General features: G+C 55.6%; 17 protein-coding genes and 1 pseudogene. 5 read left to right on the top strand and 13 right to left on the bottom strand.

Going from position 1 to position 19377, the window contains the following annotated elements; all coding sequences use genetic code 11:
- Positions 1–4 precede the first annotated feature (4 nt).
- Positions 5–931 carry a drug/metabolite exporter YedA gene (gene yedA / locus SB725_RS20705; RefSeq protein WP_059182111.1) on the bottom strand — a complete coding sequence of 309 codons (927 nt, stop codon included), beginning with the start codon at positions 929–931 and terminating at the stop codon, positions 5–7.
- Positions 932–1094: 163 nt separating this feature from the next.
- Between yedA and SB725_RS20700 the strand changes: the two genes are divergently transcribed.
- The gene (locus tag SB725_RS20700) at positions 1095–1553 is read left to right on the top strand and encodes an Lrp/AsnC family transcriptional regulator (RefSeq protein WP_027924256.1); all 459 of its coding nucleotides are present in this window, start codon (positions 1095–1097) and stop codon (positions 1551–1553) included.
- A 123-nt stretch (positions 1554–1676) separates the two neighbouring features.
- Here the strand turns inward: SB725_RS20700 and SB725_RS20695 are convergent, their stop codons facing one another.
- The 3 genes from SB725_RS20695 to SB725_RS20685 all read right to left on the bottom strand — a co-directional run bounded on the left by SB725_RS20695 (position 1677) and on the right by SB725_RS20685 (position 3693).
- On the bottom strand, positions 1677–2288 hold the full coding sequence (locus tag SB725_RS20695; RefSeq protein ID WP_027924257.1) for a PolC-type DNA polymerase III: 612 nt from the start codon (positions 2286–2288) through the stop codon (positions 1677–1679).
- A gap of 22 nt (positions 2289–2310) precedes the next feature.
- Positions 2311–2790: an NYN domain-containing protein gene (locus tag SB725_RS20690; RefSeq protein ID WP_007990686.1), complete on the bottom strand. Its 480-nt coding sequence runs from the start codon at positions 2788–2790 to the stop codon at positions 2311–2313.
- Between the two features lie 138 nt (positions 2791–2928).
- Complete coding sequence (locus SB725_RS20685) at positions 2929–3693, bottom strand: DUF2076 domain-containing protein (protein ID WP_027924258.1); 765 nt, start codon at positions 3691–3693, stop codon at positions 2929–2931.
- A 179-nt stretch (positions 3694–3872) separates the two neighbouring features.
- Between SB725_RS20685 and SB725_RS20680 the strand changes: the two genes are divergently transcribed.
- Both SB725_RS20680 and SB725_RS20675 read left to right on the top strand, forming a co-directional pair.
- Positions 3873–4547, top strand: coding sequence for a YciC family protein (locus SB725_RS20680; RefSeq protein ID WP_027924259.1), 675 nt, complete (start codon positions 3873–3875; stop codon positions 4545–4547).
- A 66-nt stretch (positions 4548–4613) separates the two neighbouring features.
- Positions 4614–5690 carry an endonuclease/exonuclease/phosphatase family protein gene (locus SB725_RS20675; protein WP_027924260.1) on the top strand — a complete coding sequence of 359 codons (1077 nt, stop codon included), beginning with the start codon at positions 4614–4616 and terminating at the stop codon, positions 5688–5690.
- A gap of 122 nt (positions 5691–5812) precedes the next feature.
- Here the strand turns inward: SB725_RS20675 and SB725_RS20670 are convergent, their stop codons facing one another.
- From SB725_RS20670 to SB725_RS20650, 5 genes are all read right to left on the bottom strand, one after another.
- The gene (locus SB725_RS20670) at positions 5813–6649 is read right to left on the bottom strand and encodes an ABC transporter ATP-binding protein (RefSeq protein WP_027924261.1); all 837 of its coding nucleotides are present in this window, start codon (positions 6647–6649) and stop codon (positions 5813–5815) included.
- A complete protein-coding gene (locus tag SB725_RS20665; protein ID WP_027924262.1) occupies positions 6637–7440 on the bottom strand; it encodes an ABC transporter permease in 804 nt (267 codons plus the stop codon). The genes SB725_RS20670 and SB725_RS20665 overlap by 13 nt, the downstream gene beginning before the upstream one ends.
- A 9-nt stretch (positions 7441–7449) precedes the next feature.
- Positions 7450–8436, bottom strand: a complete 987-nt coding sequence (locus SB725_RS20660) for an ABC transporter substrate-binding protein (protein ID WP_027924263.1) — start codon at positions 8434–8436, stop codon at positions 7450–7452.
- A 394-nt stretch (positions 8437–8830) separates the two neighbouring features.
- Positions 8831–10201, bottom strand: a complete 1371-nt coding sequence (locus SB725_RS20655) for an aspartate aminotransferase family protein (protein ID WP_059182109.1) — start codon at positions 10199–10201, stop codon at positions 8831–8833.
- Positions 10202–10232: 31 nt separating this feature from the next.
- Positions 10233–11726, bottom strand: a complete 1494-nt coding sequence (locus SB725_RS20650; protein WP_410922546.1) for an aldehyde dehydrogenase — start codon at positions 11724–11726, stop codon at positions 10233–10235.
- 225 nt (positions 11727–11951) lie between these two features.
- On the opposite strand from SB725_RS20650, the gene SB725_RS20645 reads away from it, so the two are divergent.
- The gene (locus SB725_RS20645) at positions 11952–12872 is read left to right on the top strand and encodes a LysR substrate-binding domain-containing protein (RefSeq protein WP_027924266.1); all 921 of its coding nucleotides are present in this window, start codon (positions 11952–11954) and stop codon (positions 12870–12872) included.
- Between the two features lie 170 nt (positions 12873–13042).
- Here the strand turns inward: SB725_RS20645 and SB725_RS20640 are convergent.
- A pseudogene (locus SB725_RS20640) lies at positions 13043–13117 on the bottom strand (hypothetical protein); the annotation flags it as partial.
- Between the two features lie 439 nt (positions 13118–13556).
- Between SB725_RS20640 and SB725_RS20635 the strand changes: the two are divergent.
- Positions 13557–14360: a hypothetical protein gene (locus SB725_RS20635; protein WP_410922545.1), complete on the top strand. Its 804-nt coding sequence runs from the start codon at positions 13557–13559 to the stop codon at positions 14358–14360.
- Positions 14361–14685: 325 nt separating this feature from the next.
- Here SB725_RS20635 and SB725_RS20630 read toward each other — a convergent pair whose 3' ends face one another.
- From SB725_RS20630 to SB725_RS20620, 3 genes are all read right to left on the bottom strand, one after another.
- The gene (locus tag SB725_RS20630) at positions 14686–15768 is read right to left on the bottom strand and encodes a hypothetical protein (RefSeq protein WP_410922544.1); all 1083 of its coding nucleotides are present in this window, start codon (positions 15766–15768) and stop codon (positions 14686–14688) included.
- 152 nt (positions 15769–15920) lie between these two features.
- Entirely contained in the window at positions 15921–17036 is a 1116-nt protein-coding gene (locus tag SB725_RS20625) for an SMEK domain-containing protein (RefSeq protein WP_410922543.1), read from the bottom strand.
- Between the two features lie 475 nt (positions 17037–17511).
- Positions 17512–18576 carry a hypothetical protein gene (locus SB725_RS20620; RefSeq protein WP_410922542.1) on the bottom strand — a complete coding sequence of 355 codons (1065 nt, stop codon included), beginning with the start codon at positions 18574–18576 and terminating at the stop codon, positions 17512–17514.
- Between the last annotated feature and the right edge of the window lie 801 nt (positions 18577–19377).

Raw genomic sequence — 19377 nt, 5'->3', positions numbered from 1 at the left:
TACCCTAATTCACACGGGATTCTGTCGGCGCGACTACAGCCGTCTGCACAGGCGCCCGACGCCACTGTGGCAATCCGATCAACACCACAGCGCTGATGATCACCAGCATCGCCAGCCCTTCTTCGATTCCTATGGTCTCGCCCACAAACACAATCCCCAGCAATACCGCGACGGCCGGGTTGACGTAGGCATAACTGGTCGCCGCCGCGGGACGCACGTTTTTCAACAGGTACATGTAAGCGTTGAACGCGATGATCGAGCCGAAGAACGTCAGATACGCCAGGGCAGCCCAGCCTTCAATCGGCGGCATGGCTTGCAGATGCTCGCCGCTCACGACACTGCCGATCAGCAGCGCCACGCCGCCGACCAGCATTTCCACTGCGCTGGCCATCGCCCCCGCTGGCAACGGCACGTGTTTGCTCCAGACCGAACCGAACGCCCAGGAGGCCGCCGCGAACACCAGCAACAGCGCGCCCAACGGGCTCGACTGCAGGTTCGAACCGAGATTCAACATGGCAATGCCGATCAGCCCGAGCGCAATCCCGGCCCATTCGAGACGGGTATTTCGCGCCCCCCAGAAATAGCCGAACAACAAAGTAAACAAGGGCACCGTCGCCACCGCCAATGCCGCCACACCGGAGGCCACCCCCATGTGTTCGGCGACACTGACGCCGCCGTTACCGCAGGCGAGCAACAAGATCCCGATCATGCCGGCCGCTTTCCACTGCGCCCACGTCGGTGCCGGCGCCCCACGCCAGCGCAGGAAGGCGTACATCAACGTCCCGGCGAGCACAAAACGGATTCCGGCGAGCAGCAACGGCGGCCAGTACTCAACGCCGATGCGGATCACCAGATAGGTCGAGCCCCAAATCACGTACAACGCGAAAAAGGCAGCGATCAAGGGTAAGGGAAAACGACGTAAGCCAGGCATGGGCAGCTCGATGACAGAACAATGTGAACAGCTATTCTAGAAAGGCCAAACGCTAAAAATAAGTTACAAAACCTGTTTATAGCGCCAGTACACTTTTCAAAACACGGAGATCAGCGCTATAAACCATGCTTTCGAAAGTCAGTCATTTTCAAGGTGTACGCCGATGGATAAATACGACCGCATGCTCCTCAGCGCCCTGCTGGAAAACGGTCGTGCGTCCTACGCCGACCTCGCGCGCAAGGTCAACCTGTCCGCCCCGGCCGTGGCCGAACGCGTGGCCAAGCTGGAAGCCAGCGGCGTGATTACCGGTTACCAGGCGAAAGTCGACATGGCCAAGCTCGGTTTGCCAATCCAGTGCGTGATCGAACTGCGCCTGAACCAGCACGGCAATCAAAAGGCCTACGACGACTTGATCAAAATCCCGCAATTGACCGAATGCCACCGGGTGACCGGCGATCCGTGCGTGATCATGCAAGCGGCAGTGGGCTCGATGCCGGAGCTGGAGGAGTTGATCAACCGGATTGCCAAGTTCGGGTTCAGCAAGACGTCGATTGTGCTGTCGAGTGCGATAGAGAAGCGCGTGCCGTTGGGGCACATCGAAGGCAATGGCAAAACAATCTAAAGCTGCAGGAGATCCCTTCCAGGAGCGAGCCTGCTCGCGATGGCGTCGTGTCAGCCGACATCAATGTAGCTGGAACACCGCAATCGGGAGCAGGCTCATTCCTACAGAGGGTTTGCGGTGGTATTAGAACCCGCGATGGCGCTTGAGGTGTTCGTTGATCTTCGCCGCCGGCACTTTCTGCAAGCCGCACAGCAAATCATGGGACAACTCGCGCAAGCCATGCTTGCGCCGCAACTCTTCCATCAAATGCGTCGTCAGATTCGCCGCCATCTCCGCGTCAGCCATCGCCCGGTGAGCCTTGCCGGTATCGGGCAAGTTGGCGAACGTGGTGAGGGTGCCGAGTTTGTGGTTCGGCGCGGCGGGCATCAGGCGGCGGGCCAGTAGCAGCGAGCAGGCGAAGTTCTGCAAACGCGTGCGCTTGATCCGCCCCAGCTCAAAGTCCCAGAACTTCTGGTCGAACGCCGCGTTGTGCGCCAGCAACGGCGTGATGCCGACGAACTCATTAACCTCGTTCATCACCTGCTCGGCCGACGGCGCGGTGCGCAGCATGGCATTGCTGATGCCGGTGAGTTGCTCGATGAAAGCCGGCACGCGCACGCCGGCGTTCATCAGGCTTTGGTAACGCTCGACGATGCGCCCCTGTTCAAGAATCACCACGGCAATTTCCGTGGCCCGGCAGCTGCTGCTCGGGGAGATCCCGGTGGTTTCAAAGTCGATGACTGCTATGCGTTCCAAACCTGTTTCAACTCCGTAAAAATCAATTCTTGAGCAGCAACGCGCCTTCGATCGGCACGTAGCGGCTGGCGGCGCGGATCAGCGAGTTGGCCGTGAGGCCCGGCACGCCGTAAGCCACCGCTTGCACCCCGTGCTTGCTGATGATGCGTTCCAGCAACATGTCGAAATCACCGTCACCGGAGGCCAGCACGATTTCGTCGACGTGATCGGCGGCGTCCATGATGTCGAGGGTGATGCCCACGTCCCAGTCGCCCTTGGCCGAACCGTCGCTGCGCTGGATGTAGGGCTTGAGCTTCACGGTGAAGCCGAGGTTGCGCAGGATCTGCTGAAACTGCTGCTGTTTGCTGTCGCCACGATCAATCGCGTAGGCGTAGGCCTCGACGATCTCGCCCTGTTTGCTGATGTCAGCCCACAGCGCGGCGTAGTTGAAGTGGCAACCATAGGCCTGACGCACGGTGTAATAGAGGTTTTGGACATCGGCGAACACTGCGATTTTTTTCACCGCGGGTTTCCTCTTGGCGCACAGGCGCGCAGGCGAGATCAGGCACCTGGCCCGAAAAGTCGCCCAGTATGCCAGCCCGAAGGATTGTTCCGCGAATAATCGCCCCGGGGCACGGTCGCGCCCCGGACGAATGGCGTCTTAGACGAAGGAATCGTCGTCATCGCCGCCGAAAAATGACGAGCTGTCATCGCTGTAATCTGTGTCGGCAAAACCGCCCTGATCATTGGTGCTGTTGTCAGCCATACGCTGGTCATCGCCCCAACCGCCGTTGCTCTGGTCATTGACCTGCGCCGGCTCTTCCTTGATCACTTCAACCACTTCCGGCTGCTGATTGTGATGGAACAGGCTGCTGATGCCTTGTGCCAGCATCACGCCACCCGCGACACCGGCCGCGGTCTTCAGCGCGCCACCGAGAAAACTGCTGCCCGCCGCCGGAGCTTGTTGCTGCGGGGCGTAGTTTTGTTGGGGCGGCGCGGCACCAAAATTCTGCTGCGGTGGCTGTGAATTGAACGATGGCCGTGCCGGTTCACGCCAGCCGCCCGTGGACGATGGGGCGCTCTGGGTCGGTGCGGGCTGTGGATCGCGGGCACTGCCACCGAAGATGCTCGACAAAAAGCCACCACCGCTTGGCGCCGGGGCCGCTGTCTGTGCCTTGGCCGCTTGCAGTTCGGCCTGCAATTGCTGCACTTGCTGGGTCAGTTGCTTGTTCTGTTCGTCAAGGCTCTTGATGGCAGCTTCCTGAACCAGGATCGCCTGGGTCATGAAATAGCCGGCCGCAGGCTGGCGAGTCAGGTGTTCCTTGATCCGCGCCTCAGCCAGGGCATCGCGCGGGGCTGAGTCCGTTTCGGCCTGTTGCAGCCGGGAAAACAGTCCATCGATCAGGGTTTGTTCTTCGCTGTTCATGGCGACCTCGTAGATTGCCGGGGAAAATCGTTGTCCTTTTCCAAAGAGGATAAGGTGCTCGACCTTAATGGAGGCTGAAACAAGTTGTTTCAATGAGCTTTACCTAACGTTTACGTTTGCGCCCCCAAGGGTTTGATCGGTTAAAGTGGACCACTGCTTCCAACCTGCGATACCGACTGATGAATCCGTTCGATGTACTGCGTGACTCCTTGTATTTCTTCAAACGCAATCTGGGGCAGATCGTGCAACTGTGCCTGCCGCTGGTGATCTTCGAGGCGCTGCTGCAACAAATTGTCGACCACTCCACCGAGCCGGACAGTTTCCCCGGCGTCAGTGTCATCGTCGGCTTGCTGGTTTATCCGCTGTACACCGCGGCCCTGATCCTGTTTCTCGACGCCCGCAGCCGCGGTGAATCGCCGCGCAACCGTGACCTGCTGACACGTTCGGCGTACCTGTGGCCGCGCTTCGCCCTGCTCACGGCACTTAACACCCTGTTGATCCTGCTCGGTCTGTCGCTGTACTTCCTGCCCGGTATCTATCTGATGGTGACCCTGGCCTTCGGCGAGTACCTGCTGGTGTTGCGTGGCATGGCCCCATTGGCGGCCATGAAAGAAAGCCTGCGCCTGACCCGCGGCCATTTCATGCGCATTCTGGTGTGCATCCTGTGTGTGATGGGTCCGCTGTGGGTGCTCAAGGGCGCCACCCTCGCGGTGTACCCGGACCCGCAAAACCCGGTGATTTCCCTGCTGATCGACAGCGCCCACAGCTTCCTGCAACTGTTCACCAGCGTGGTGTTGTTCCGCTTGTTCATGCTGATCGGCGATACGCCCGAGAAGATTGAGGGGCCGCTCTGACCGTGGGCTTCGGCTCCGGTCTCGGTTATGCTCGGGGCCACCTTTTGTAACGCTATAAGCCGAGCCATGACCCGTCTACTGCGCTACACCCTGCTGAGCCTGTTGATCGTGACCGGCGTGATCGCATTGCTGATTTACAACCTGACCTGGCGCCCCGCCCCCAAGGAAGTGCTGCCGGTCAGTTGCACGACTCAAGCGCCCACCCTGGTACCCGGTCAGGCATTAAAAGTGATGACCTGGAACGTTCAGTACCTGGCGGGTAAACGCTATGTGTTCTGGAACGACCTCGCGCAGGGCGCCGATGAAAACCCCACCCCCGAAGACATGGCCTTCAGCCTCGACGAAGTGGCGCGGGTGATACGCGACGAAAACCCTGACATCGTGTTGTTGCAGGAGCTCGATGACAACGCCAAGACCAGCGATTACCAACACCAGTTCAAACTGCTGCAAGAGCGGGTCGCCGACCTGTATCCGTGCAGCGCTTACGCCTTCGACTGGAAGGCAGACTTCGTGCCGGATCCGCATATCTTCGGTAGCGTCGGCCGGCAACTGGCGACGCTCAGCCGCTACCAGATCGAACATGCCGAACGCCTGCAATTGCCGGTCGCGCCGGCCAACCTGATCAGCCGCCAGTTCAAACCGAAAAACGCCTTGTTGGTGTCTTACCTGCCGTTCAACGACGGCGGTCAGATGGCGGTACTCAACACCCACCTGGACCGCCTCATCCAGCCCGACGAAACCCTGCAAGCCCAAGTAACGGCTGTTGCCAAGGTCCTCGACAAATTCGAAGGCCGTGGCACGCCGTGGTTGATCGGTGGCGATTTCAATCTGTTGCCGCTCGGGCAGTTTCGCCGACTGCCCGAGGAACAACGCACGCCCTACTCGGCCGACAGCGCGCTGCATGTGCTGTGGGACAAGTACCCGATGATCCCGACCAACAACGAAGCCAGCGGCGCTGATCGGGCCCAGTGGTTGACGCATTACCCGAATGACCCCGGCTTGAGCGGCCCGGACCGCACGGTTGATTACCTGTTCTACAGCCCGCGCCTCAAGCGGGTCGAGGCGATGGTGAGGCAGGACGATACGTTGCGCATCTCTGATCACTTGCCGGTGATTGCGCGGTTCCTGCTACCTGCCAACTGACAATACGAAACCTGTGGGAGCGAGCTTGCTCGCGATGACGTCGTGTCAGTCGAGATCAATGTAGCTGGAACACCGCAATCGCGAGCAGGCTCACTCCTACAGGGATGGGTGCAGGGCCGGCGTTAATGCACCTCTTCCAGGTCGTCATGCAATAGCCCGAAGATCTTGCGCTTCATGTCGATGAACGAGCGCTCCATGACCATGTCCAGGGTCCGTGGGCGTTCGATCGGCACATCCAGAATCTGCTTGATCCGCCCAGGCCTGGCGCCCATCACGTAGACCCGATCGCCGAGCAAAACCGCCTCGTCGATATCGTGGGTCACGAACAACACGGTCTTCTTGCTGTTGCCCCAGACCCGCAACAACAGCTGTTGCATTTGCAGGCGCGTCTGGCTGTCGAGCGCACCGAAAGGTTCGTCCATCAGCAGGATCTGCGGATCATTGGCCAGCGCGCGGGCAATCGCCACACGCTGCATCATGCCGCCGGACAGCTGCTTGGCGTAGTTATCGGCAAACCCGCTCAGGCCCACTTCATTGACGTAGTAGTCAACGATCTCCTTGCGCTGGGCAGCCGCCATGCCGCGACGCTTGAGGCCGAATTCGACGTTCTGGCGCACGGTCAGCCAAGGGAACAGCGTATAGCTCTGGAACACCATGCCGCGGTCAGCACCCGGCCCCTGCACTTGCTGGCCACCGACGTAGATCTCGCCCTCGGTGGGTTCGTTGAGGCCGGCGGTGAGGTACAGCAAACTCGACTTGCCGCACCCCGAAGGTCCGACCAGCACGGCGAATTGTTGGTCCGGCACCTCGAACGATACCTGCTCCAGCGCAGTGAACATGCCGCCGTCAGGTTTCTGATAGCGCAGGCTGACCTTGTCCACTTGCAGCCTTGGAGCGGCCTGCACCGGGGCGGCCGAGGGTGTGACGAAGCGAGGGTTGACGGCGCTTACTGAGCCCATGCGGCGATCCTCAGACGTAGGAAACGGAACAGCTGATCGGTGACCAGGCCCAACAGGCCGATGATCGCGATTGCCAGGAAAATCACATCCACTTGAAAGCCACGCATGGCTTTAAGGCTCAAGTAACCCAGGCCACTGGAAGCGGCGACCAGTTCGGCAACCACCAGGTAGGTCCAGGCCCAGCCCATGGTTACGCGCAAGGTGTCGAGCACACCCGGTAAAGAGGCCGGGGCGATCACATGCAGCACCGCGTCGCGACGGGTCGAGCCCAAGGTGTAGGACGCGTTGATCAAATCCTTGGAGATGCCTTTGGACACGTCCGCGATCATCACCAGTTGCTGGAAGAACACACCGAAGATGATCACCGAGACCCGCTGCTCCAGGCCGATCCCGATCCACAGAATGAACAGCGGCACGAACGAGGTGACCGGCAGGTAGCGGATGAAATTGACCATCGGCTCAAGGAACGCCTGGACGATACGGAAGCTGCCCATCAGCAACCCCAGCGGCACCGCCACCAGCGACGAGACAATGAAACCGACCATCACCACTTCGAGACTGGCCCACACATGCAGGCCAAGGGTGCCGTCGCGGCCCAGGCGTACGGCGGCTTCGGCCACCGCACCCGGTGTCGGCAGGAACATGCCCGGTACCACACCGCCATAGGACAATCCCGCCCACAGGCCGATCAACAATACCCAGGCCAAGCCGCTTGCGCTCCAGATCACCTGCACCGGCAGGCCGGTCTTGGGCGTGATGCAGCGGCTCAGCCATGAATTGCGCTTGAACATGCAAACCTCCTACAGCGGGGTGACGAAACGGTTGTCGATCAAATCGTCATTGCTGACGTTGTAGGGTTTGCCCTGCAATTCACTGGCGGTTTCATTGGCCAGTTTGATCAGCGGTTCGCTGTCGCCCGGCTTGCCTGGCGAGCCGAGGAGTTTTTCGCTCATGGCCTGATCGTAGAAGCGCACGCCTTGCGCGGCGGCGGCCAGTTCCTTCGGATCGGCGAGGTAACCACCAACGCCTTTGGCCATGATTTTGTAGGCTTCCTGCGGATGGTCCTTGGTGTACTGGACCGCTTTGTACAGACCGGCGACCAAGGCCTTGACGTCTTCCGGCTGCTTTTCGATGACGGCGCAGTTGAGTGCGACCACATCGACAATCACACCCGGCGTGCTGCTACTGTCGATCAGCACCTTGCCCTGTTTCTTGTCACGCACCATCGACAGATGCGGCTCCCATGTCACGGCGGCCGGCACCCGACCGGCGATGAACGCGGTAGCCGCATCGTCGGCTGTCATGTTCTGCACGGTGATGTCGCTCATGGTCATGCCGTGTTTCTTCAGCAAATACGACAACCAGAACTGCGAGGTCGACCCTTCGTTCACCGCCACCGCTTTGCCTTTGAGCTCCTGCAGACTCTTGACGTCCTTGCCCACCAGCACGCCGTCGCCACCATGGCTGTCATCCAGCGCGGCCACAGCCTTGAAGCAGAATTGCGGACGGTATTTCAGCACTTCGTCGATGGTCGACGCCGAGCCCGACAACTCGCCCGAGGCCTGCGCGGCCATGTACATCGAAGCCTCTTCGACGACGGGCAATTCGACGGTCAAGCCGTTTTCCTTGAAGTAGCCCAGGTCCTGAGCCAGGTAGAGGGTGCCGTAGCCGACCCAGGTGGTGTGACCGATAGAGAGGGTGCCGGCCTGGGCGCTGGTGGCGACCGTGGCGGCGATGGCGGTGATCGCCAATGGATGAGCGATGCGGGTTAGCAAGGACTTGATCATGGAGCACTCCCAAAGCTGTTGATTTAGTTTTGATGGGCAGTACGGCCAGCGGCCCTGGACATCAGCTGTCACCTCAGGTCTCTGATGGACCTTGTGGCGGGCAGCATCGGGCTGACTGGCGAAGTCGATGTTGGCCCAGTGCGGGGAGAAGGAAAATTAGGAAATATGTCGAGGCGAATGATGAAAAAGCTGTGTAGCGCGCACCGCGAAAGAGCGCTGTGGGCGGGGACGCCCGAGGTGGGTGCACGATTGGAAAACGGTAGTGAATGGACGATAGCTATCGCGGGCAAGCCCGCGCCCACAGGTCCCGTGTCATGCCCGGATTACGAGGCCGACACAATTCCTGTGGGAGCGGGCTTGCCCGCGATAAGGTCCGAACGACCTTCCGACACTCTTAGAGTCGGCCGTATTCCTGAGCAGTACGATCCACTGCTTTCAGGGTCTTGCCCACCAGCTCATCAATCTCCTCACGACTGGCAATCAACGCCGGCGCCATGATCATCCGCCCCAGCGTCGAACGAATAATCACCCCCTCTTCAAAGCCAATCGTGCGGCAACGCCACGCAATGTCGTTCTCGTTGGCAAAGCGCTTGCGGCTGGTTTTGTCCTCGGCCAATTGCAGCGCCGCGACCATGCCGACACCCTGAATATCCCCCACCAACGGGTGATTGCCGAACACCTCGCGCAAGCACTGTTGCAGGTACGGGCCGATATCATCCTTGACCCGAGTCACCACGCCCTCATCACGCAACGCCTTGAGATTGGCAATCGCCACCGCCGCCGCTACCGGGTGCCCGGAATACGTCAGGCCGTGGGCAAACACCCCGCCTTGTTCCACCAGCACGGTGGCCATTTTCTTCGACAGAATCAGCCCGCCCATCGGGATGTAACCGGAGGTCAAACCCTTGGCAATCGACAGCGTGTCCGGCTCGAAACCGAAGTATTCGTGGGCGAACCATTCGCCAGTGCGACCGAAGCCGCCGATCACTTCATCAGCGCACAGCAGCACGTCGTACTTGCGGCAGATTCGCTGGATTTGCGGCCAGTAACTCTCTGGCGGAAAGATCATCCCGCCCGCCCCCTGGAACGGTTCGGCAATGAAGCCGGCGACCTTGTCCGCGCCCAGTTCGAGAATCTTTGCTTCCAGTTGCTGCGCTGCCCGCAGGCCAAATTCGGCCGGGGTCAGGTCGCCTTCGTGGGCGAAAAAGTACGGCTCGTCGATGTGCTCGATATCGGGAATCATGCCACCCATTTCGTGCATGAACTTCATGCCACCGAGCGCCGTCGCGGCCAGGGTCGAGCCGTGGTAACCGTTCCAGCGACCGATCATGATTTTCTTCTCGGGCTTGCCGAGAATCGTCCAGTAACGCCGCACGGTGCGGATCAGCACCTCATTGGCCTCAGACCCGGAGTTGGTGTAGATCGCGTGGCTGTAGTGCCCCGGCAGCAGGCTGAACAACAGCTCCGACAGCTCAATCACCTGCGGGTGAGTGGTGTGGAAAAACATGTTGTAGTACGGCAGTTGCTCAAGTTGCCGAGTCGCTGCCGCCGCCAGGTCTTTGCGACCGTAACCGAGGTTGGTGCACCACAACCCGGACATGCCGTCGAGGTAGCGCCGACCGTCGTTGTCCCACAGATGCAGGCGTTCGCCACGAACCATCACCCGGGGTCCTTCGTCATTGAGTGCCTTCTGATCGACGAATGCATGGATGTGGTGCGCAGCGTCGGCGGCCTGGTAGTCGCGGGTTTCACGTGGTGTGGTCATCGCCAGTTCTCCGTTTTGTTGTTAGCGGCTGTTATGAGCGCAGCTGAAACCAGGTGGTCTTCAACTGGGTGTATTTATCGAATGAATGCAGCGACAAGTCACGGCCGAAACCGGACTGTTTGCCGCCGCCGAAAGGCACGGTCACGTCGAGTGCATCAACGCTGTTGACCGATACGGTCCCCGCTCGCAATTGCCGCGCCACACGGTGGGCGCGATTGAGGTCATCGGTCCACAGCGACGCAGCCAAACCGTAGACGCTGTCGTTGGCCAGTTGCAAAGCGTTGGCCTCGTCATCGAATGCGGTAACCGCCAGCACCGGGCCGAATACTTCGTCGCGAAACAGCGGCATGTCCGGGGTCACGCCGGTGAAAATCGTCGGCTGAATGAAGTTGTCAGAGCCGTTGAAAATCGACTGCCGGCCACCGCACACTTTTGTCGCGCCCTGGCGTTCCGCTTGCTGGATGAACTTCATGATGCGCGCGGTCTGGCGGCTGTCGACAATCGCCCCGGCGCCGCTCGACGGGTCCAGTGGATCGCCCGGCAGCCAGCGTTCCGCGTGCGCCATGAGGCGTTCGACGAACTCACCATGAATCGAGCGTTGCACCAGCAATCGCGAATTCGCCGAGCAGACTTCGCCCTGATTGAAGAAGATCCCGAACGCGGCTTTTTCAGCGGCCAGATCGAGGTCCTGACAATCGGCGAACACCAGGTTCGCGCTCTTGCCGCCGCACTCCAGCCATACCTGCTTGAGGTTCGACTGCGCAGAATATTGCATGAAGTATTTGCCGACTTCGGTAGAGCCGGTGAACACCAGACAATCCACATCCGGGTGCAAACCGAGGGCTTTGCCGGTCTGCTCGCCGAGGCCCGGCAGCACGTTCAATACACCTGCCGGTAAACCCGCTTCCAGCGCCAGTTCAGCCAGACGCAGGGCGGAAAACGGTGATTGTTCGGCGGGTTTCAGAATCACCGAGTTGCCGGCGGCCAGGGCCGGTGCGAGTTTCCACGCGGCCATGTCCAGCGGGAAATTCCACGGCACCACGGCCGCGACCACACCGAGGGCTTCACGGGTGATGGTCGCCAGTACGTTCTGCGCGCTGGGGGCGATCTGGTCGTAGAGTTTGTCGAGGCTTTCGGCGTACCAGCGAAACACCCCGGCCGCGCCCGGCACGTCGATGTTGTAGGCGTCCATCACCGGTTTGCCCATGTTCAGCGAATCAAGCAGAGCCAGTTCTTCGCAATTGGCCATGATCAGGTCAGCCAGGCGCAGCAGCACCTGTTTGCGCTCACCGGGCGAACGCGCCGACCAGGTGCCGGCTTCAAATACCTGCCGCGCATTGCTGACGGCAGCGTTGACCTCTTCATCGCCACACGCGGTCACGTTGGCCAGGCATTGCCCGGTGGCCGGGTTGATCGCGGCGAATGTCTGGCCGGACTGCGCCGAACGGCGTTTACCGTCGATCACGGCCTGGTCGGGTAACTGCAGCGCTGCGGCTTTGTTTTGCCAATATGCAAGCTCGAACACGTTCAGATGCTCCAAGGGCTTTTCTTGTGATTGGATGGTGGCCCAGCCCCGTGTCCACGAAAAATAGTAAAAATGTTTTCGCAGACCATGAAAAAACTGGGCAGCCAACCTCCCCCGTGGCGCGGTATGTGGTTATTGTTCAAGCACAACAACACCGTCGTCAGAACGGACGCAGTCGGCGCGAATATTGCCTGGATGTCTGGATCATCCACCCCGAGGTTTGCCGTGGCTGCCTACAACTTGCGTCAACTGAAATACTTCATCACCACCGTCGAATGCGGCAGCGTCGCCGAGGCTTCGCGCAAGCTGTACATCGCCCAGCCGGCGATTTCCACGGCGATCAAAGGCCTGGAAGACAGCTTCGGCGTGCAACTGCTGATCCGTCATCACGCCCAAGGCGTGTCCTTGACGCCGAGCGGCGCGCGCTTCTACCGCAAGGCCCAGGAGCTGTTGCGCATGGCCAAGGAGTTCGAACAGAACGCCTTGGCCGACAATGACGTGGTATCGGGACAGATCGACATCGGCTGCTTCGAAACGGTCGCGCCGCTGTACTTGCCGCAATTGATTGCCGGATTCTCGGCGCTGTATCCGGGGGTGAAAATCCGCATTCGCGACGGCGAGCAACAAGAGCTGGTGCAAGGCCTGACGTCGGGCACCTTCGACCTGGCGATCCTGTACGAACACGACCTCGACGCCACCATCCAGACCGAACCGTTGATGCCGGCGCAGCGACCCTATGCGTTGCTGCCGGCAGACCATCGCTTTGCCCAACTCAAGCAGGTATCGCTGCGCGACCTGTGCCTGGAGCCGATGATTCTGCTGGACGTGCAACCGAGCCGGACGTACTTCGTCAGCCTGTTCGAGGAATTGAACCTGTCGCCGAACATTGCCTTCAGCTCACCCTCGATCGAGATGGTCCGGGGGATGGTCGGGCAAGGGTTCGGCTTCTCGATCCTGGTGACGCGGCCGCATTCGGAATGCACTTACGACGGGCAGAAAGTGGTGTGCGTGGATATCGTCGAAGAGGTCACTGGTTCGGGATTGGTGGCGGCATGGTTGAAGCGCGGACAACTGACCAAACCCGCGCAGTTGTTTGCCGACTATTGCCGGGAGCAACTCACTGCCAAGGCCGGCGCAAGCACATGAGCCAAGTGAAATCCTGTGGCGAGGGAGCTTGCTCCCGTTCGACTGCGCAGCAGTCGCATCTCCATTGCATGCGGTGTATCTGACACATTCAGGCGGCCGATTATGGGGCCGCTTCGTGGCCCAACGGGAGCAAGCTCCCTCGCCACAGTTTTTGTGTTCTACCCCAAGAGTTACTTGCGGGGTTTGATCCGCGCAGTCGCTTCGGCCACCAATGGATCATCCGGCCAGTAATGCTTCGTATCACGTAACACTCCAACCGTTGACAGCCCCCAATACCAGTAATAACACGGGTTGGCACGTACTTCGGGAAATGAGCCATTGACTGTCAATCTGAGTCTATCGGTTGACTAATTCGTGGGCATTTCAGCACAAGATTGACACTAGCTCTCGAGCGAAACGCAACAATACCTTGCCTGGGATTGACACAACACTAGGAACAGGGACAATTCTGACACCCCAAATCCAGTGCTACTAGATGGCTAGACGTACCTCTAATTAGCAGGCGCAAGGACAATTCAAATCGCGAACCTCTATCTGGGTCAGGAATACAGGAACGCTTTTCAGCTTTAGTGAGCGATGAGCGAGTGCCTTCTTCGCCCAGGAAACAGTCAGTTTAAATACTACTGAACCTTCACACTCTCTTTCATTAGTTTAAAATACCATTCAAATACTGGAGCGCTTCAAATGTTAGGCATTAAGTATCAGGATTGGTGCAACCAAGCAAGCGCCAATGTAAATCAAGCTATTAAAAGTTGCATATACAGAGACGCGCAGGGCTACTGGAACGAAAACATGATCACAGGCGAGATACTTTCTTCGCTAATAAAGATCGGCACAGACATCAACTGGAAAGACAAGCCACTAAAAACTGTATGGCAGGGACTAAAGCTTTCAGGGACACCTGAAACCAAATATGGTGATATAGCCGTAATAGTCAGGATCTGGGTTAATAAAGAAAAATACATTGACGGGGTTGTCTTTTACGAGGCGAAGAAACAATACTTCCAGAATGGCGCAGCAGCTGGCTTCAAATCCATATTAAAAGGGCAACTTAACAAATTCATCTTGAACACCAGCGCCTGCCATGCAGTCCTCTACGATTTCATAGAAACAGAGAACGGCGAGCAGGCTATTGCAGCAACAATGCAAACGCCAATCCTAAATCTATTGGAAAGCATCGCCAAAACTGCAAAAACTTCCCGACAAGTCTATGATCACTCGCGCCTGTGGATAGCAGCATTAGGAGAGAATCTCATTGGAAGGGGGTTAGATTTCAACAACGTGACCGTCCAGACGATGATTGATTTTTTTGCTTCAAAGGCATCACCTAATTTTGTAATCAGCGCAGCTATTAGCTTTGTCGAGGATTTCGAACCCGAGCTAATACCAAACAGTATTTTTGGTGAAAAATACAAGGATTTTAAACATCCGGACCAACCCTCACCCAGACGGCTTTACACCAAAAGTGATGACCTTGACCTCAGTTAAAAAGCCAACTAATACGCGGATCGCTTCGTGAAGGCTGAGTGATGTACTTGTCGCGAATAAGGAGGATATTCCCCGCAGTGTGAGTGTGTGTGTGGGGAGGAGCGATGATAGGCAGGGAGTTCAAGGCCTACGCTATCGTAGGCCCTCATAATTCAGTAACCAATTTCGAATAATGAGACGAACTAATAATATGAGTTTGAGACCTCTATCTTTGTTTAATCGAACATTCCCGCTGGCTCGGTGAGTGAACCTAAAGCAACGAACGAGGCTCTGAGAAGCTTATAATCTTTTACTATCGCCTAGTCTTGGCGAGAATAATTACCCATCATAGGCCACTATTTGCAGCCTCGTTATCGACCGAACTCAAATTTGAGCCAAACCGATTTTGAAGACTTTCCTCAACTGGAATCTGCATTTCTACATCGACGCCAAAAGGGTTTTCGGACGCGCAAAAAACATTTGCATTGGCAAGCCAGACACAATGCTGATTAAAATTCTTTAGCGCCTCTAAGTTATTTTCAGCGTAATCTACATGAATAAGATTTCCTTGTCTAAAATCCAGACTAGCGTCCTCTGGCGTCAAACTAACAAAGTCTTGATTCTTTACATCGACAAGTATCACCACCATAAAAGCAGTCGCATCCAAATTAAACATTTGCATCTGAGTTCCAACGAGAGGTCTTTGATCAATCATTCGATCGCAAAGTAAAACACCCCGCCCTTCAAGACCTTCATCATATCTGTAAATCAAGAAATTTTTTATGACATTTGTATTTTCGATTAGATTTTTTATCAAGCTTTCTATAAGATTTAATCCCTCCCCCAAAGGCTGCATTATCAATAGAAAGATAACCTTAAGCCAAGATACGTACTCGTCCTCTGAAACTCCGAATTCAGAGCATATTTTCGCAACCTGTGGTCGGCTAGCGCAGTCAAAGGAGATAAAGTCAGCCTGCAGGGTTTCGCTTCCAGGTAATACACCGCGCAGCTCTCTAAACATTTCAAGAGTCCGCTTTATGGTGTAAGGGTTTCTGATGGTGTTTACAAGCTTGAGCACATATAATCGAAGCAGCTCACTTTTTAGGCTTTCCGGCTTGCTAGCTTTCAGATTCTTGAGCAAAGTTCTCGTAATTCTCGAGCAGTCATTCTCATATTTTTGAAATGCGACCTCGAGATTATACTGCTCGGCACCCTCAAGTACTTTTAAAGCGTATAAATCCATTCTGGCCAGATTACTTTCTATCTTTACTCCAGCCGATTTAATTTTTCGTATTCGAGGGGATTCACGCTGCAAAATTTCAAAATTATAAATACGTTGATTCCTCGGCTTCACAGTTGCATCAATAGCATTCAGCCGTTGCTCTGCTTGCGATATAAAGTGATGATTCCTAGCTATACTCGTTTTCATAAGCCCTCCATAGATATCACTTCAACGCAACGACAGTTCGAGCTGAAGCGCCCTCAAAGCGAATCGAACTATACAGCTGCCTTTTTCGCAAGTGTTTTTTGCTTAAGCAAGGCGGAAACTCATAAATTATAGCAATGAGAAATATCATTTATTTATTCCAAGCTTGAAAAATCCAGCTCCACCAACATATTTCTAAGCTGCTCCAGACTTCCTTCCGAAGCTTTTCTCAGCTCTAAAAAAATATTTGGCTCTGACTCACATTTATTCACTATAAGTAAAGCCGTTATCTCATTCTCCACATGGCTCTTTGAAAAACCATCATCCCACTCTATAAGATTTTTGCTTACAAGAGATGATATCACCAGCCGTTCTCTCTCGCTAAACTCCACGACAACTTCGCTTTCTTCCAAGTAAAGGCAAGTGCAGGATCCAACTTGGATATGCGCCTTCCAAATCAGGTCGCAAAGTAGTTCTCTTTGCTCTACGTTCATCTTAGATACCTCATCAACCAATGCCTTCACATCATCAATATATTGCTCAACCTGATCGGAATCTATTTCTGCTTCGAGCTGGGCCTGCTTTAAAAGTTTCCTAATCGAACCAAGCCGAACAATCTGCCCCCCTTTATCTTTAATTACTTCGACCAGCGGCTTGAATATTTCCTCACCAATGAATAAGCTGTTTACTTTAGAAATTTTCCCTTCATCATCCAGAGAGTGTATCAAAGCATTAAATGCTTTTATTGTTAGCACCGTACACTTTGTACCAAGTTCGCCAAAAGCTTTATTTATTTTAGGTGCATTCTTATCCGAAAGAATAAAAAACTTAAGCTCATCAAACTCCTTTGACATCTCAAGTTGATCAAACTTTCTAATTGTGTCTTTTAGCTTTTTAACATTATTAGTTGATGTTACTTGACAGGCCACTCTGGCACGCCTATCGATCAAATCAATTGCAGGATACGTCGAGGAGATACTACTAGTCAGCTCAAAGTTTAACCCGTAGTACAGATTCAAAAGTCGCTTAACAAACCGTTCAAGCTCTACATTAACATCAGTTTTCCCAGTCGAGTTACTCATACTTACATTAGCAACAATATAAGCCAAGCATCTTTCTATATTTTTAAGTTCTTTTCCAGTTTTAGTAATCATATTATCAGCGTTAATGTTGGTTATATTTTCCAGAGCCCGGGTTTCTTTTACGATCTTTGGGTATGAACAGATAGGAAATCTCTCAACGAAAACCCGAGCATGGCGCACGGCCAGCATACACGGCGACTAGCTCCCAGCTATAGTGGCAATCTCCTATTTGAGCTCTAGAAGCTAAAAGTAAAAGGTCGTCTTATCACTGGGCTGTCGATTACCCCGCATCACGACTTGGGTAGTCACTAATCTTGACCGATACACCCAACCAGTGCAGCGTTATGTCTCACGCTACAACATCACCAGGCCCCACAGTTACAACGATTACCGGTCGCCGGTCGTCAGGGAGAAACCGGCGGCGTGAACCTTAAGTGGTGTCCAGGATTACTTTACCAATTCAGTGCAGCGCCTAAACGGCACCTACATAGCCGATCGGCTCAGGAAGCTGGCCACACTCAGGTAGAGGTCAGCAGGAAGCTGGGATTGCTCACCAGCACGATCGGGCGCTTATGGCATGCCGCTAAGTGACAGTGGAGTGCTCCTCGGGGAGCACCCTTCTGCGCCTGGCATTCATTGAGATCCCAAGGCGCGGTGGCTGAGGTTATGGAACAGCCTTTTCTTTGAAATCTTCGTCATTGCCCTTGAGCAATGTAATCGCTGTCCGGGATTGTAGGCAGTTTTCAGCCTGCTCCTGGAGCAGCGAGTGATTCTGATGATCTCCCCAAAACTGTACTACCCCCTCCCTTCGGAATGCCTCTAGCGGCAAAGGATTCGTGGCGTAAGGATTGTGGTAGATTCGGAGGCCATCAGTGATCATCTCAGTGCACTCGCTGGCTCGAGTCACAATGGGCTTCATGCCCTCAGGTGTAAGCCAAATCGACCTTATGAATGCATCAGGGTTTCCGCACATAGCGTCTACCTTCCCCCAAGTAGCCAGATGGCTAAAGACCACCGCGCTGATGTGGCGGAATCGCGGGCTTTGGAAAAAACCCAGCTCGATTTCAGCACCGTTGTCCTTCTCCACACAGCCCAAGGATTTGACCAGGAGCCCGTCAGGAAAGCGATCCGGATCAGCCAGGTATTCGGCCTCGTCTACGTAGTGGTCGAACAGTAATGCTTCGATGGCCCGATAAGACTGGAGATTGAATCCAGGCTGCTCGAACGGCGCAACTGCCAGAACAAATGGACGTCCTTTCACATGACCATGGTTCGCGTACTTCTCCAGGTACTTCCTGGACTTGCCCATGAATGCGTTGGCCAGGCGGATGATCGCGATTCTGTTGAGCTCGTTGAAGTCGACATTATCGAAGAACTCTGCCGTCAGAGGCTCGCCCCATTCTGGCGTTCCATCGGCTGCGTGATTCGCGGTGGTGGCCTCCACAGTGAACGTAGTGTCTGCCGCCGACACCAAGAAGTCGGGCGCCGCGTAAGTCCAGTCAAACGAGAAGCCATACTCACGGAAAACCGCGTGAAGGTAGATCTCCCAGAAACTGGAATTGAAGGTGGTCTGAAATTCTTTCACGAACTTGTTATCCCTATCTGGAAAACCTTCAAGCCACCGCAGAATCTCATCGCGCTGGTAATACCTACCAATTCGTCCATCGGAAATCGTCTTGAAGTGCTGATGAAGCTTTTCATCTTCAAAGAGAGGCGTTAGTAAATCCATTTCAAGGCCACCGGTCATTACAGAATGATGGGGTAAGGTATTACCAGCCATCTTAACTGTGAAGGACGAAGTTTTCTAAGCTCGCCAGTGCAGTTCCAAATCGCGCAGACCGGGCCCGTGGCAGAGGTCTGCATCCCATGCGCTCATGGCATCAGCGGCGCTCTCATATCATCGCAGATCATTGACCTGAATCGCTGCAGCGACTTGCCGATGTACGTTTCCATCTACCCAAGCTGGCAAGCTCTCACCGCCTTCTGAGTAAAGCCATGCAGCTGCGACAACGGACTGACCTGAGGCCATGGACTGTACACAAGTAAGCACTGCCGCTCCGCTTGCCAAACAACGCCAGGTAACTATCTCGATGCAATCGCCTTGCTGGATTTCAGCCACCTTAGAATCCCCTACCCCCTGACTCAACCTCAAAGTTGATGCACTCGCGGAAAGACTGGCCGGCTTCTCACCCCTGTGGACAAAGTGCTTCAGCCGCTCTCGCGACTCAATCACCTGCTAACGGATCTCTTCAGGATCGATGGACATGCCACCATGGCCGGTAACCGAAAACGTCTTGAGGCTGTTCACTGCTCGTATGAACTCGCGCTCACGCTATTTTGCCCACTGCGGGCGGCGGTCGGGAAACCCAATCAGCAAGTCGATTTAGGTGGATCATCGTTAACTCCGGGGGCACGGTTGAGTCTGGTGTCTCTACAGGCTATCACTGGCATTACTACTAGTTTCCCGCATGACGTTACCACCTGCTCTACCGCTTCGATGCAACCTGGAGCATTAAGATGATCACAGCCG

Source organism: Pseudomonas sp. SIMBA_041, from assembly GCF_046535095.1.
GTDB classification, from domain to species: domain Bacteria; phylum Pseudomonadota; class Gammaproteobacteria; order Pseudomonadales; family Pseudomonadaceae; genus Aquipseudomonas; species Aquipseudomonas mucoides.
This window is presented reverse-complemented; position numbering and strand designations above follow the sequence as displayed.

Excerpts from the sequence above, each read along its gene's own strand:
- yedA (WP_059182111.1), bottom strand. The coding sequence starts at position 931 with ATGCCTGGCTTACGTCGTTTTCCCTTACCCTTGATCGCTGCCTTTTTC.
- SB725_RS20700 (WP_027924256.1), top strand. The coding sequence starts at position 1,095 with ATGGATAAATACGACCGCATGCTCCTCAGCGCCCTGCTGGAAAACGGT.
- SB725_RS20685 (WP_027924258.1), bottom strand. The coding sequence starts at position 3,693 with ATGAACAGCGAAGAACAAACCCTGATCGATGGACTGTTTTCCCGGCTG.
- SB725_RS20680 (WP_027924259.1), top strand. The coding sequence starts at position 3,873 with ATGAATCCGTTCGATGTACTGCGTGACTCCTTGTATTTCTTCAAACGC.
- SB725_RS20675 (WP_027924260.1), top strand. The coding sequence starts at position 4,614 with ATGACCCGTCTACTGCGCTACACCCTGCTGAGCCTGTTGATCGTGACC.
- SB725_RS20670 (WP_027924261.1), bottom strand. The coding sequence starts at position 6,649 with ATGGGCTCAGTAAGCGCCGTCAACCCTCGCTTCGTCACACCCTCGGCC.
- SB725_RS20665 (WP_027924262.1), bottom strand. The coding sequence starts at position 7,440 with ATGTTCAAGCGCAATTCATGGCTGAGCCGCTGCATCACGCCCAAGACC.
- SB725_RS20660 (WP_027924263.1), bottom strand. The coding sequence starts at position 8,436 with ATGATCAAGTCCTTGCTAACCCGCATCGCTCATCCATTGGCGATCACC.
- SB725_RS20655 (WP_059182109.1), bottom strand. The coding sequence starts at position 10,201 with ATGACCACACCACGTGAAACCCGCGACTACCAGGCCGCCGACGCTGCG.
- SB725_RS20635 (WP_410922545.1), top strand. The coding sequence starts at position 13,557 with ATGTTAGGCATTAAGTATCAGGATTGGTGCAACCAAGCAAGCGCCAAT.
- SB725_RS20630 (WP_410922544.1), bottom strand. The coding sequence starts at position 15,768 with ATGAAAACGAGTATAGCTAGGAATCATCACTTTATATCGCAAGCAGAG.
- SB725_RS20625 (WP_410922543.1), bottom strand. The coding sequence starts at position 17,036 with ATGCTGGCCGTGCGCCATGCTCGGGTTTTCGTTGAGAGATTTCCTATC.
- SB725_RS20620 (WP_410922542.1), bottom strand. The coding sequence starts at position 18,576 with ATGGATTTACTAACGCCTCTCTTTGAAGATGAAAAGCTTCATCAGCAC.